The following is a 13,130-nucleotide window of genomic DNA, read 5'->3' on the forward strand; positions in this document are numbered from 1 at the left end:
TGGCTTTTGCGACCGAGTCGACGAGTTGCTGCCTTCAACCGGCCGGTGGAGCGCCGGTGCCGGGCGCTGGATGGGGCCGAGGTCTGCGCCAGTGATGGGCTGGAAGCAGGGCGCCGCGCCGGACCTCGTGCAGTATCGCCCAGTGTCGCCCGCATTGACTGCTCATGGTCTGACCCAGTGTGCGGCTTCGACGACGCAGTGACGATCACAGGGATCCACCAGGCGGCGTCCGAAGCGTGACAGTTGTTGATCACCGTCGCAGTCCTGCCTCATGCTGACGCTGTGCTGACCGCGGATGGTCCACCAGGCCCCTGACCTGGGAAGAACCGTGGAGCGCGTGGTATGTGGTGGAACTTCATCGGGCGCACCGGTGAGGAGATCACCCAGGCGCGCGACGACTGGATGGCCACCTCCCGCTTCGGTGACGTCCACGGCTACGACGGCGCCCGCCTGCCCGCCCCCGATCTCCCCACCACGCCACTGAAGGCGCGAGGAAGGGTGCGCTGACCTGTGGTAATGCTGGCCGCGGGGGTACGTGCAAGGTTGCTGGCCCGGCTGCAGGATCCGGCGCCGCCTGCGGTGTCGGGCGTGGGGGCAGGTCGTGATGCCCGTGCCGGCGAACCCGGCGGCCCTGTCGATGATGCGGCCGCCTGCCCCTGACCCGGAGCTGGAGACGGGCGAGGGTCTGAACGCCGACCTCGCCGGCGCAATGGAGCTGCGCCTCCTGGCCACCGATGGTGGCGACGACAGCAGCAGTGACCACGCCGACCGGGCCGGGGCCTGGCGGCAGCCGCAGGCCCGTCGCTCGTTCGTCTGCGGTCCGGCCAGGGCGCTGCTTCGGGGCACCTGGCGGGGTCCGGGTTCCCCGATGGGCGATCAGCTGCCCTCGGGAGGGTGCTCGGGGAGGACGGTGACGACATGTGGCGTCCCGTGCCCGGTCGGTGACCGGCACTCTGCATCTCTGCAACATTTTCGCTATGCATGACGAAAGCTGAACGAAAACTATTGTTCACTCCTGGATGCGTTGACTACATTCGCTTCCGCCGCTCGTCAGGGGAGTGGCGCGGCGATCCCGGCCAGTGACGGTGGAGTCGTGACTACGCACGCGATCGCCGGAGTGCGGCGCGGTGGCGCATCGAGAGAGGAAGACCCGGAGATGGGTGGCAGAGTCATGGGCGGGCCGAGCCGGCGCGGTTTCCTGAAGGGACTGGGCGCGGCGGCGGTCGCAGCCGGCGGGAGTTCGGTCCTGGCCGCGTGCGGGGGTTCGAGCTCCGGTGGCGGCGAGAGCGGGGCCTCCGGCGAACTGTCCGGGTCGATCACCGTCTGGAGCTGGAAGAACCCCGCAGCGGAGTTGAAGGCCTTGGTGCCGGGCTTCAACGCCGTCCACCCGAAGGTGAAGGTGACCGTCCAGGACATCGGCAACCCGGCCATCTGGGACAAGATCACCATCTCGATGGCGGCCGGCGGGCAGGGGCTCGCCGACGTGCTCCACATCGGCGTCGACTATCTGCCCAGCTACATCGAGAAGTTCCCCGGCGGCCTGGCCGACATCTCCAAGCTCGGCGCCAACACGTACGCGACGTCGTTCGCGCCGGGCCTGTGGCAGACCGTTTCGCGCGACTCCAAGGTCTACGCGCTGCCGTGGGAGGCCAACGCCAGCGGCTTCTACTACCGTTCCGACCTCTTCGGGAAGGCCGGCGTCGACGACTCGACGCTCGCGACCTGGGAGGACGTCATCGCCGCCGGCAAGAAGGTCAAGGAAGCCACCGGTACCGCGCTGCTGGCGGTGGACCGGTCCGCCTCCCAGGCCGACTCGGTCAACCTCTTCCAACTGCTGCTCCAGCTCCAGGGTGCCTTCTACTTCAACCTGGACGGGAAGATCACCCTCAACTCGCCGGAGGCGGTCCGGGCGATGACGCTCATCAAGGAGATGAACGACGCCGGCCTGATCCTCGACGTACAGGGCTCGCCCGGCGCGCCGGGCTACGACTCCGCGGTGAAGGCCGGAAAGGTCGCGGTCTGCCCCAACCCGGCCTGGTACGGCGGGTACATGGAGTCCCTGGCCGCCGACCAGAGCGGGAACTGGAAGCTGATGCTCCCGCCCGCCGTCACCCCGGGCGGGTCACGCTCGGCCATCGTCAACTCCACGCACCTGGCGGTCGCCGGATCGAGCAAGAACCAGCGGGCGGCATTCGCCTTCGCCGAGTTCGCGCTGACCCGGCCGGAGTCGCAGGTCGCGATCTACAAGAACAAGGGCATCTTCCCCGCCCTGCTCAAGGCCTACGACGACCCGGTGTTCCACACCGAGGCCGCGTACTTCGGCGGACAGAAGTACGCGGAGGTCTTCCTGGACGAGCTGTCCAAGCCGTCGGTGGCGACCAACTACACCGCCGACTACGCCAGGGCGCTCAAGGTCATCGACGACGCTCAGACCAAGGTGCTCCTCCAGGGCGCGGACCCGGCCTCGGCGCTGAAGTCCGCCGCAGAGCAGCTCGCCCAGCAGACCCGGCGGGCGCAGGCGTGATGACCGCTGCACTCGATCGGACGGCTCCGCCCGGGGCCGGCCCCTCGCCCACGCGGACCGGTACCGCCCCGGCCCCACGGCGGGCCGGGCGCGGCGGCCGCGGCGCCCGCCTCGCGCCCTACCTCTTCGTGGCCCCGGCCCTCGCGCTGTTCGCGGCGTTCCGGCTCTACCCCGTCGTCTGGTCCTTCGTCCTCAGCCTCTACCGGACCGACGGCGTGGCGCAGACCTGGACCGGCCTGGGCAACTACGACCGCCTGATCCACGACCCGCTGTTCTGGAAGGCGCTGGGGAACACCGCGCTGATCCTGGTGGCCCAGGTGCCGGTCATGCTCGCGCTCGCGCTCGGACTCGCCGTGGCGCTCAACTCCGTCCTGTTGCGCTGGAAGCCGGTGTTCCGCCTCGGGTTCTTCCTGCCCGTGGTGACCGGCCTGGTCACCTACGGCCTGATGATGGGCGCGCTGCTGAACCAGGACTCCGGCGCGGTCAACTGGCTTCTGCAGTTGGTCGGACTGCCCGAGGTGCACTGGCTCAGCGACCCGTTCTGGGCCCGCGTCTCGATCATGCTCGCCCTGACCTGGCACTACACCGGCTACAACGCCGTCATCTATCTGGCCCGGCTGCAGACGATCCCGGCCGAGCACCACGAGGCCGCCGCCGTCGACGGAGCAGGCGCCTGGCGCCGGTTCTGGCATGTCACCCTGCCCGGACTGCGGCCCGCCATGCTGCTGACCGTCGTGCTGTCCACCATCGGCACCCTCCAACTGTTCGACGAGCCGTTCATCATGACCGGCGGCGGACCTGACAACGCGACGACCACGATCGGCGTGTACCTGTACCAGACCGGATTCCGGTACTTCGACTTCGGCTACGCGTCCGCGATCGGCTACGCGCTGGTCCTGATCATCTCGCTGCTCGGCCTGGTCCAGGCCAAGCTCGCCAAGGAAGAGGACTGATGGCCGGCACCAGCCCCGCCTTCCGTGCGTCCCGACGCGGCCAAGTGCTGCTCACCGGAGCGATGCTCGCCCTGCTCGCCTTCACCGTCGCACCCCTGTACTGGCTCGTGATCGCCTCGACGCACACCTCTCACGACATCTTCGGCCGCCCGCCCCACCTGCTGCCCGGCGGCGAACTCGGCACCAACCTCGCCCACCTGGAGGAGTCCGTCGGCTTCGGCCGCGTCGTGCTCAACTCCGTGCTGCTGTCCGTGACCTACACCGTCCTCGGTGGCATCGTGTGCACGCTGGCCGGCTACGGGTTCGCCAAGTACCGCTTCCGCGGCCAGGGCCTGCTGTTCTCCCTGCTGCTGCTCGCGCTGGTGGTGCCCACCCAGCTGACCATCGTGCCGCTGTTCAAGATGATGGTGAACCTGGACTGGCTCAACACCTACCAGGCCGTCCTGCTGCCCAACCTGGCCCTGCCGTTCGGGATCTTCCTGATGCGCCAGTCCATGCGGTCCCTGCCGGACGAACTGCTCCAGGCCGGACGGATCGACGGCTGCGGCGAGTTCCGCCTGTTCTTCCGCGTCGCGCTGCCGACCATGCGCCCGGCCCTCGCGGCGCTGGCGATGTTCCTCTTCCTGTTCCAGTGGAACGACTTCCTGTGGCCGCTGGTGGCGCTGCGCGACCCCGCCTCGTACACCGTCCCGGTCGCGCTGGCCGCCCTGACCGGCAGCTCCGACGTCGACTACGGCCAACTGCTCACCGGCACGGCCGTGGCCGCGGTGCCGATGGCCGTCCTCTTCCTCTTCCTGCAGAAGCACTTCGTCTCCGGGATGCTCGCCGGGGCCGTCAAGCAGTGACCGACCTCCGGACCCCGAACCGACTTCAGAGAGGCCTCCAGTGGAGACCGGCTACCTCGACCTCGCGACACTGCCCACCTTCACCCCGGACCAGTGGGGGAGCGGCACGCGCCAACTCCGCTTGCACGACGCCCGGATCACCGTCGACGCCGCACCGGACACCGCCGTCCTGGAGCCGACGGACGGCGACACCGCCGTGGTCACCGCCACCACCGCCACCGACGTGACACTCCGCATCGACGTGCCGCTCGGGGACGCCGCGGGCTTCTGGCACCCGAACGCCAACTGGGAGCGCACCCTGCCGGCGGACTGGTCACCCTGGCGCTCGGTCTCCCTCGTGGACTCGGCCCCGGCCGGCTGCCTGTACGACACCGCCGGACACGCCGTGCTCGCGTTCGCCGCGGACCGCACCGTCCGGCAGACCGCCGTGCGGTTCGGAGTCTCCGAGGAGCACAAGCGCTTCGGCGTGTGGCTGCGCTTCCCGCTCGGCCCGGGGGAGTCCTTCCGGCTGCGGCTCGCCGAACCGGGCACGACCCTGGCCGCCGCACTGCGCGAGCTGAGGACCTGGTTCGCCGGCCTGCCCGGGGGCGCGCCCCTGCCCACGCCCGACTTCGGCCGCACCCCGGTCTACTCGACCTGGTACGCCTTCACCCAGGACGTGAACGCCGCCGAGATCGAGCGCGAGGCGGTGCTCGCAGCCGAGCTCGGCTGCGGCCAGCTCTTCCTCGACGACGGCTGGCAACTGCACGGTGACGGCCGTGGCTACGCCGGCTGCGGCGACTGGCAGGCCGACCCGGCGAAGTTCCCCGACCTCCGCGCCCACGTGGGCGCGGTCCGGGCGACGGGCCTGCGCTACGTCGCATGGATCGCCCCGCTGCTGCTCGGCGAGCGCTCCGAGGCGCACCGCACCTGGGCTCGCCTGGCGCCCCACCACGTCCACCGCCTCGACTGCCGCATCCTCGACCCCAGGCACGCGCAGGTACGCGAGCACGTCGTGCGCACCTGCCGGGATGTGGTCGAGAACTACGGCCTGGACGGCCTGAAGATCGACTTCCTGGACGAGGCGGTGGCCTACGCCGGAGCACCCGCCCCCGGACAGAGCGGCCCCGGCTACGTGTCCGATGTCGGCGAAGCCATGGCCCTGTTGCTGACCGGGCTGCGGGAGGAGCTGCGGGAGCTGCGCGGCGACGACTTCGTGATCGAGCTCCGCCAGCGTTACACCGGCCCGGCCATGACCGCCTTCGGCAACCTGCTGCGTGCCATCGACTGTCCGGCCGACGCCGTCGCCAACCGGGTCCGGACGCTGGACATCGCCATGCTCGCGCCCGGCGGCGCCGTCCACTCCGACATGCTGATGTGGGACCCGCAGGGGCCCCCGGAGGTCGTGGCCCGGCAGATCCACGGGGCCCTGCACTCCGTTCCGCAGATCTCCACCCGACTGTCCGAGCTCTCCGGCTCCCACCGCGAGACCCTCGCCTTCTGGCTCGCCACCTGGCAGCGGCTCAGCCCGGTCCTCACCGGCGGCCACTACGAGCCCGGCCGACCCGACGAGCTGTACCCGCAGATCGTCGCCCGGCACGCGGACCGGTGGGTGATCACCAGCTACGCCGACCGGCCGGTCACCCTGCCCGCCGGACCGTGGCGCGACCTCACCCTGGTCAACGCCTCGACCGCGGGGCGCCTCCTGCTGGAGGTGGCCGGCCCTGCGCGCCGGGTCCGTCTGGAGGGGTACGACGCCGCCGGCCGGGCGCAGCGGCCGGTGGTCCTCGACCTGCCCGCCGGCCTCCACTCCGTCCCCGTCCCGGCCGGCGGGCTTTGTCAGGTCGTCGACGATGCCAAGTGACATAGTTACGGCCGTCGAGAACGATCAATGCATTGGGGGCAGGTAAGTGGAGCACGAAAAGGTAGGGATCACCGAGGTGGCCCAGCGTGCCGGGGTCAGCGTCGCCACGGTCAGCCGCGTGCTGAACCGCAAGGCGGGCGTTTCGCAGAAGACCCGGCAGGTGGTCGAGCGGGCCATGGAGGAACTCGGCTACGAGCGCGGCACCGCTGCGGGCGGCATCGTCGGCGTGATCACGCCCGGGCTGTCGATCCCGATCTTCGGCGTCCTGGCCGAACGGATCGGCCTGGCGCTGGCCCCGCACGGACTGCGCGCCGTCGTCTGCCCCGCCCTGCCGGGCGGCGTGCAGGAACGGGACTTCCTCAAGTCGCTGCTGGACCTCGGCGCCACCGGCATCGTGTTCTGCTCCGCCAGCAACACCCTGGACAACGTCGACCCCGAGGTCCTCCAGCTGCTGGAGAACCGCCCCGTCCCCTATGTGTGCATCAACGGCTGCTTCGAGGGCGGCTCTTCGGTCGCCTACTCCACCGACGACGCCTACGCGGCCGAGCTGTCCGTGCACCACCTCCACCAGCTCGGCCACCGCAGGATCGGCATGGCCGCCGGCCCGGCCGGCAACCGCCCCGCCGACCGCCGGGTCGCCGGCTACCAGGCCGCCATGACGGCGCTCGGCCTCGGCCCGGACGAACAGCTGGTGGTCCATCAGACCTACTCGGTCGAGGGCGGCCAGTTCGCCGCCGAGCAGCTCCTCGCGCAGGGCGCCACGGCCGTCGTCGCGGCCAGCGACCAGATGGCACTCGGCGCGATCCGTGCCATCCGCCGTCAGGGGCTGACGGTCCCCGGCGACATCTCCGTGATCGGCTACGACGACGGCCCGCTCATGGAGTTCACCGACCCGCCGCTCACCACCGTGCGCCAGCCCGTGGACCGGTTGGCCTCCGAGGTCGCCCGCGGCCTGGTCGGCCTGCTGTCCGGGCACCAGGTCCCGGTCGGCGAGCTGATGTTCCAACCCGAGGTCGTCGTGCGCGGCACGACGGGCCCCCTTCATGACCGGCGGTCATCCACCTGAGGCCGCCGGGGACCGCCTTCCAACAACGCTGTCGGAGGATCCCCTTTGTCCCCCATCGTGTCTCCCGGCGCGCGCCGCCGCGCCCAGGCCCACCTGGGCCTGTTCTCCCTGGCCCTGAGCGCCCTCACGCTCGCCCCCGCGGGAGCGGCCCACGCCGCGTCCGGCGACTCCGTGGCCCCCGGAGGGAGCTACGTCCTCACCTCGGCCGCCACCGGACTCTGCCTCGGCGGAAAGTGGTCCGGCACCGACGCCCTCACCCCGATCGTCCAGCAGCCCTGCCAGGGGCTGCTCAACCAGCGCTGGCAGCTGGTGGCCGACGGCACCGGAGGCTACACCGTCGTGAACCGGTCGGCACCGGCCTCCTGCCTGAACGTCCAGGGCGGCTCGACATCCCCCGGGGCCCCGCTGATCGCGTACGCGTGCAACGGCGGTGCCAACGAGCGGTTCACGCTCGCCACCTCCGGCGGCGCGACCGTCATCCACCCGCAGAACGACGCGCTGTGCGTGGACGTGCCCGGCGGCTCCACCAGTTCGAACCTGCAGATCCAGCAGGACACCTGCCACGGCGGCACCAGCCAGGCGTGGCTCCTGACCCGGGCCGAGCCGCTGGTCTTCGCCAACCCCGGCTTCGAGCAGGGCGCCGCGGGCTGGACGTTCACCGCGCATGCCGGCACCGCCGGCAACAACCCGCACAGCGGCGGCGGCCTCGCCTACCTGGACGCCGGAAACGGCTACCGGGTCAGCCAGAGCATCACCGCCCCGCAGAGCGGCACGTACGACTTCAGCGCCTGGATCGCCTCGGGCGCGGGCGGCGGCACCCTGACCGTGCAGGTCAACGGGAACGGTGCTGGCTCCGTCGCCGTCCCCCAGCAGAGCACCTACGCCAAGTACACGGTGGCGCGCGTCCACGTCGACGCCGGCGACACCGTCACCCTCGCCATCGGCTCCGCGCCCGGCGGATGGGTCAACGTCGACGACGTCGCGGTCGCCCCCTCCGCCCCCAACGACCCGCAGATCAGCTCCTCCAACGCCACCGTCACGGCGCTGTTCGACTGGGCGAAGACCAAGGCCAACTCCTTCGCCAGCCAGCCCGGCGCCACCGGCCCGATCAACGCCGACCAGGGCCACAGCGGCGGAACGGGCCAGGGTATCTACAGCAACACCTACTGGGCGGGCTACCCCCACCGATCCGACTTCTACTCCCGCGACTTCGCTCACCAGCTGGTCGGCGCGCACCTGCTCGGCCTCGACGCGGCCAACAAGACCATGCTCCGCGCCTTCGCCTCCTCGGCCACCGCCGCCCGCGGCTACACGCCCTACTGGGCGATCAACTTCGATGCGAAGACCCCGGCCTCGATCGACTACCGAGGCCCCAGCTCCTTCGTCCGCGAGCTCCCGGCCCCCTTCGAACTCGCCCAGAAGATCAACGAGGCCTACACCTGGACCGGGGACAGCGACTACCTCGACGACCCGGCGCTGTCCGGCTACGTCGCCAACACCGTCGGGCCCTACGTCACCGGGCACACCGGCCCGATCGACAACGGGGGCGTCCCCGTCGCCCAGGCCACCAGCGGCGACATCTTCCAGGGCGTGGCCAGCTACAACGAGAACGGCGCCACCCTGGCCGAGGCCGGCGACGCGATCGGCTCCCAGTACCAGGCCTACCTGGCCGCCGCGGCGCTGGCCACCGCCAAGGGCGACACCGCCAGGGCCGCCACGTACACCAATGCCGCTGCCACGCTCAGGAGTTACTTCAACTCCACCTGGAGCGTCGACCCCGCCGATCCCGCCAAGGTGGTGCGCGCCTACGACGTCAACGGCACCAGGTACACCGACTGGGGCAAGGAGAACTCCTGGTTCATACCGCTCAAGGGCATCATGGACCCGGGCACCCGCCGCAGCGACTACCTCAACTGGATCGACGCCCAGGCGTCCGGCTCCGGCGCGCCCGACAACCTCGAGGCCGCCACCTACCTCCCGGACGTGTTCTTCGCCAACAACCGGGCCGCCACCGGTTGGAAGTGGATGCAGAACGTCTACACCAACGTCAACACCCTGCACAGCAGCGGCCGCTTCCTCAACGGCGACTACCCGGAGATCCCCTTCACCCTGCTCAGCCAGACCGTCCAGGGTCTGATGGGAGTCCAGCCCGACGCCGGCCCGCACGCCCTGACGACCACCTCCCGGCTCCCCGGTGACATCGGCTGGCTCCAGCTCACGTCCATCCCGGTCGGCCCGGACACCGTGACGCTGCGGCACGACGGCACCGCCGAGTCGACGCTGACCAACAACTCCGCCACCGGCAGCCTCACCTGGACGGCGCGGTTCACCGGCACCCACAGCGGTATCACCGTCAACGGCGCCGCGCGGACCGTGCAGACCGTTACCGTCGACGGCACGGCCTACACCTACGCCACCGTCACCGTGCCCGCCGGGCAGAGCGCGGTGGTTCAGGTCAGCGGCTGACCACCGGGCGGGCCGGTCCCGCCGCCTCGGCGCCGCCCGACTCCGGTGGCATCAGGCGTCATGCGGGCTGGACGCGATAGGCCCCGACCTGCGCGATGCGGACTGGTGAACATCGGCCGGGCACCCGTTCGGCCGCCGGGGGTCGAGGGGGCGCAGGTTCACATCCCGTCGTCCCGACTGTGAAGTCGGTCGTGAGAGCCGGTACTTGGGAAACCAGGTACCGGCTCTTTCGGTCTTTGCGTCAGCCGGTGGTCGCATGGTGGTCGCCGGCGACATCGGCCAGGGTGTCGATGGTTGTTCTGTTCGTGCCTGCTGACAGGCGGGCAGGTGCCGGGTGGGACGTCGCCGGTCAGGTGGAGGCCCGGACGGTGAGCTCGGGGCGGACGAGGGTGTGGGCCACCGGTCGGGCCGGGTCGGCGAGTTGGGCGACGACCTGTTCCACGGAGCGGGCGCCCAGGAGGTTCTTGTCGATGTCGAGTGTGGTCAGTGGCGGATTGGTGACCTCGGACATGGCGAGGCCGTCGCAGCCGACGACGGCGCAGTCCTGCGGGGCGGTCAGGTTCCGGCGTTCGAGTTCGCGGAGGGCGCCGACGGCCATGACATCGTTGTAGGTGATGACGGCGGTGGTGTCGGGGTGGGCGTCGAGGAGGCGGCCCATTGCCTCCTGCCCGCCGGGGATCGAGTTGCCCGCGCCGGCGATCCGGGTGGCCGGGTTCCCGGGAACAAGGGATGCCGCGAGTTCGCCGAAGACGAGTCCACGCGGGCTCCGGGGCCCTTCCCGGCCCAGGTCGAGCATGCCGATCCGGGTGTGGCCGCGGGCGGAGAGGTGCGCGAGGATCTGCGCGACGCCGTCGCGGAAGTCGATGTCGACGCGGTTGAAGAGTCTGGTCCCCGGGGGCAGTTCGGCATCCCAGCCGAAGATGGAGAAGGGTATGCCCAGCTGCTGGGCCTTGGCCAGTGCGGCGGGGTGGTGGAGGTAGCCGACGAAGCCGTCGGTCTGCCGGTCGATGAGGTCGAGGGCGGCGAGTTCTCCGTCCTCGGTTGCCCGGGTCGCGACCATGACGACGTGGGCGCCCGCCGTCTCGGCCGAGTGCATGACTCCGTCGGCGACCTCGGGAAAGAACGGGTTGGTGAGGTTGGGGAGGACCATGCCCAGCGTGAGCGTGTCGCGGCGCATCATGCCGCGGGCGAAGCGATTCGGCCGGTAGTCGAGCGCGCGGGCGGCCTCAAGGACGCGGTCCCTGGTCCGGGGGTCGATTTCGCCCTTGTCGTTGATGGCGCGGGAGACCGTCTGCCGTGAGACTCCCGCGGCCCGCGCGACGTCCTCGATGGTGGGTCGTTTGGCGGACGACGGGGGCATCCGGACTCTCCTCCTGAAGATCGGTTTCGCCGCAATAGCCGCGGCTTCGGACAGTTTATCTGTGCCCTCACCGGTGGGTTTTACCGGCGTAGACAGAGTCTTGACTTTGCTTGCCGTGATCGATGAGCATGATCCGTGACAGCTCACGTGAGCGCTCACGGATCAAGGGATTGGAGCCGCATGACCGAGGTGTGGGAGCCGTACGCCCCGGCTGTCGCCGACGTGCCGCACGAGATCCGGGTGGGGGATCTGGACCTGCGGATCATCGGAGCCGAGTCCGAACCCACGGACCTGGGGCGCGGAGTGCTCGAACTGGAGGTTCGCGGTGCGGGGGAGGTCCGGGTCGAGTGGCGTATCCCCTGCACCGGGGCCACCGCCTACTGGACGCCGACGAACAACGACGCCTACTGGCTGCCCACGGCCTGGGCTGCGCCGACGCCGGTGTCCTTCGTCCGCGGCGCGCCCGTCGCGGCCCTGATCGGGCAGAACGACCGGGCCCTGTGCGCGTTCGCGGCGATGCAGACCGACGCCATGATCGGCAGCGGGGTGGTCGAGGCGACCGGAGACTTCCGCTTCTGGGTCAAGTCCGACAAGGTGCTGCGGCTGCGGATCGACCGGTCCGGTCGGCACTTCGCCCGCTGTCTCCAGGACTTGGTGAGCTGGTGGCCGGGGAGCGACCGCCGGATTCCGGATGCCGCCCGGATGCCGGTCTACTCGACCTGGTACTCGATGATGCAGGAGGTCTCGCCCGAGCGGATCGAGCAGCAGGCGGTCCTCGCCAAAGCGATCGGCTGCGACAGCATCATCGTCGACGACGGGTGGATGACCACCGACCGCGCTCGCGCCTTCGGGCACTGCGGCGACTGGGAACCGCTGTCCCTGCCGGAGACGGCCGCGCACGTCGCGCGGGTCCGTTCGCTGGGCATGGCGTACATGCTCTGGTACGGCCTGCCGCTGGTCGGACAGGAAAGCTCGGTGTGGGAGAAGTTCCAGCCCTACGCGCTCCAGCGGGTCGAGCCACTGCGCGCGATCGTGGTCGACCCGCGCTATCCGGTGGTCCGCGAACACTTGGTGGAGACGACCGTCCGGGCGATCGCCGAGTGGGGGATGGACGGGTTCAAGTTCGACTTCCTGGAGCGGTTCACCTCCGTCGGCGCCCCGCCCGCAGGCCCCGAAGCGGACTTCCTCGACGTCGGCGATGCCGTGGCCGAGCTGCTCCGGCAGATCGTGGAGGAGGCGTCCGCGGGGCAGAAGTCCGTGTTGCTCGAAAGCCGCCAACCGTACATCGGACACGGCTTCTGGCCGTACGCCACCATGGTGCGTGCCGTCGACTGCCCACTGTCCACGGCCCAGAACCGCAGGCGCACCATCGACCTGCGGCTGACGGCCGGTCCGATCGCCGTGCACGCGGACATGGTCATGTGGCACCCGCAGGAGAGTGCTGAGCAGATCGCCGCACAGCTGATCAGCATCCTGTTCTCGGTACCGCAGATATCCGTCGACCTGGCGGAGCAGACTCCTGAGCAGATCGAGGCGCTGTCCTTCTGGCTGGGCTTCTTCCGAAGGCGCGCGAAGGTCCTTCAGCAGGGCGAGTTCGAGCCGTCCCGCCCGGACCTCGGCTACCCGGTCGTCCGGGCCGGGGATGGCCGGGCAGTCGTGGTCGCGCGCTACGCGCCGGTGGTGGTGGACGTCCCGATGGAGGGCTGGTCGGAGTTCCTGCTGGCCAACGCCGACGCCGACAGCCGGGTGACTCTCGCCGGCGGGCCACGCAGGAACGTTTCTGCGACCGTTCGGAACGCGCGGGGACACGTGCTCCGGGAGGAGGTGCTGGAACTGGGCCGGGGCACCGTCGTGGTGGAGGTGCCGACGGGAGGCCTGCTCTCGCTGGCCGATGCCGCCAAGGCCTGACCGGGTCGCCGGCCCGGCCAGGCCTTGGAGCCTGCCAGCCGGTCGGGGTGACGTCTTCAGCCGCCGCCCGAAGCTCCGCTGCCCGGCGGCCCCGGCCGATCGGCTCGAGACCCGAGGGGCCCGGCATCGTTCCTCGGGGAATCTCCCGGTCACATTCCCCCCCGC

The 13,130-nt window shown here is 70.5% G+C and carries 8 protein-coding genes and 1 pseudogene; 8 read left to right on the top strand and 1 reads right to left on the bottom strand.

Annotation, left to right across the window (positions count from 1 at the left end):
* Positions 1-342: 342 nt before the first annotated feature.
* From ACIO5E_RS13760 to ACIO5E_RS13790, 7 genes and pseudogenes are all read left to right on the top strand, one after another.
* Positions 343-507: pseudogene (locus ACIO5E_RS13760) on the top strand (pirin family protein); the annotation flags it as partial.
* A 649-nt stretch (positions 508-1,156) separates the two neighbouring features.
* Positions 1,157-2,524: an ABC transporter substrate-binding protein gene (locus ACIO5E_RS13765; RefSeq protein ID WP_400666956.1), complete on the top strand. Its 1,368-nt coding sequence runs from the start codon at positions 1,157-1,159 to the stop codon at positions 2,522-2,524.
* Positions 2,524-3,477: a carbohydrate ABC transporter permease gene (locus ACIO5E_RS13770; RefSeq protein WP_400666959.1), complete on the top strand. Its 954-nt coding sequence runs from the start codon at positions 2,524-2,526 to the stop codon at positions 3,475-3,477. Before ACIO5E_RS13765 ends, ACIO5E_RS13770 begins: the two co-directional genes overlap by 1 nt.
* Positions 3,477-4,322 (top strand): carbohydrate ABC transporter permease, encoded by an 846-nt coding sequence (locus tag ACIO5E_RS13775; RefSeq protein WP_400666961.1) that lies wholly within the window; start codon positions 3,477-3,479, stop codon positions 4,320-4,322. Before ACIO5E_RS13770 ends, ACIO5E_RS13775 begins: the two co-directional genes overlap by 1 nt.
* A gap of 40 nt (positions 4,323-4,362) precedes the next feature.
* Positions 4,363-6,165: a glycoside hydrolase family 36 protein gene (locus tag ACIO5E_RS13780; RefSeq protein WP_400666963.1), complete on the top strand. Its 1,803-nt coding sequence runs from the start codon at positions 4,363-4,365 to the stop codon at positions 6,163-6,165.
* Between the two features lie 76 nt (positions 6,166-6,241).
* A complete protein-coding gene (locus ACIO5E_RS13785) occupies positions 6,242-7,231 on the top strand; it encodes a LacI family DNA-binding transcriptional regulator (RefSeq protein ID WP_400666965.1) in 990 nt (329 codons plus the stop codon).
* 45 nt (positions 7,232-7,276) lie between these two features.
* Positions 7,277-9,697, top strand: coding sequence for an RICIN domain-containing protein (locus ACIO5E_RS13790; RefSeq protein ID WP_400666967.1), 2,421 nt, complete (start codon positions 7,277-7,279; stop codon positions 9,695-9,697).
* A 349-nt stretch (positions 9,698-10,046) separates the two neighbouring features.
* Here ACIO5E_RS13790 and ACIO5E_RS13795 read toward each other — a convergent pair whose 3' ends face one another.
* On the bottom strand, positions 10,047-11,057 hold the full coding sequence (locus ACIO5E_RS13795) for a LacI family DNA-binding transcriptional regulator (protein WP_400666970.1): 1,011 nt from the start codon (positions 11,055-11,057) through the stop codon (positions 10,047-10,049).
* 180 nt (positions 11,058-11,237) lie between these two features.
* Here ACIO5E_RS13795 and ACIO5E_RS13800 point away from each other — a divergent pair, with 180 nt between their 5' ends.
* The gene (locus ACIO5E_RS13800) at positions 11,238-12,965 is read left to right on the top strand and encodes a glycoside hydrolase family 36 protein (RefSeq protein ID WP_400666972.1); all 1,728 of its coding nucleotides are present in this window, start codon (positions 11,238-11,240) and stop codon (positions 12,963-12,965) included.
* Positions 12,966-13,130: the final 165 nt, after the last annotated feature.

The organism is Kitasatospora sp. NPDC087314 (assembly GCF_044744365.1).
Classification (GTDB): Bacteria; Actinomycetota; Actinomycetes; order Streptomycetales; family Streptomycetaceae; genus Kitasatospora.

Coding starts and splice junctions, on each gene's coding strand:
- ACIO5E_RS13765 (WP_400666956.1), top strand. CDS start 1,157: ATGGGTGGCAGAGTCATGGGCGGGCCGAGCCGGCGCGGTTTCCTGAAG.
- ACIO5E_RS13775 (WP_400666961.1), top strand. CDS start 3,477: ATGGCCGGCACCAGCCCCGCCTTCCGTGCGTCCCGACGCGGCCAAGTG.
- ACIO5E_RS13795 (WP_400666970.1), bottom strand. CDS start 11,057: ATGCCCCCGTCGTCCGCCAAACGACCCACCATCGAGGACGTCGCGCGG.
- ACIO5E_RS13800 (WP_400666972.1), top strand. CDS start 11,238: ATGACCGAGGTGTGGGAGCCGTACGCCCCGGCTGTCGCCGACGTGCCG.
- ACIO5E_RS13770 (WP_400666959.1), top strand. CDS start 2,524: ATGACCGCTGCACTCGATCGGACGGCTCCGCCCGGGGCCGGCCCCTCG.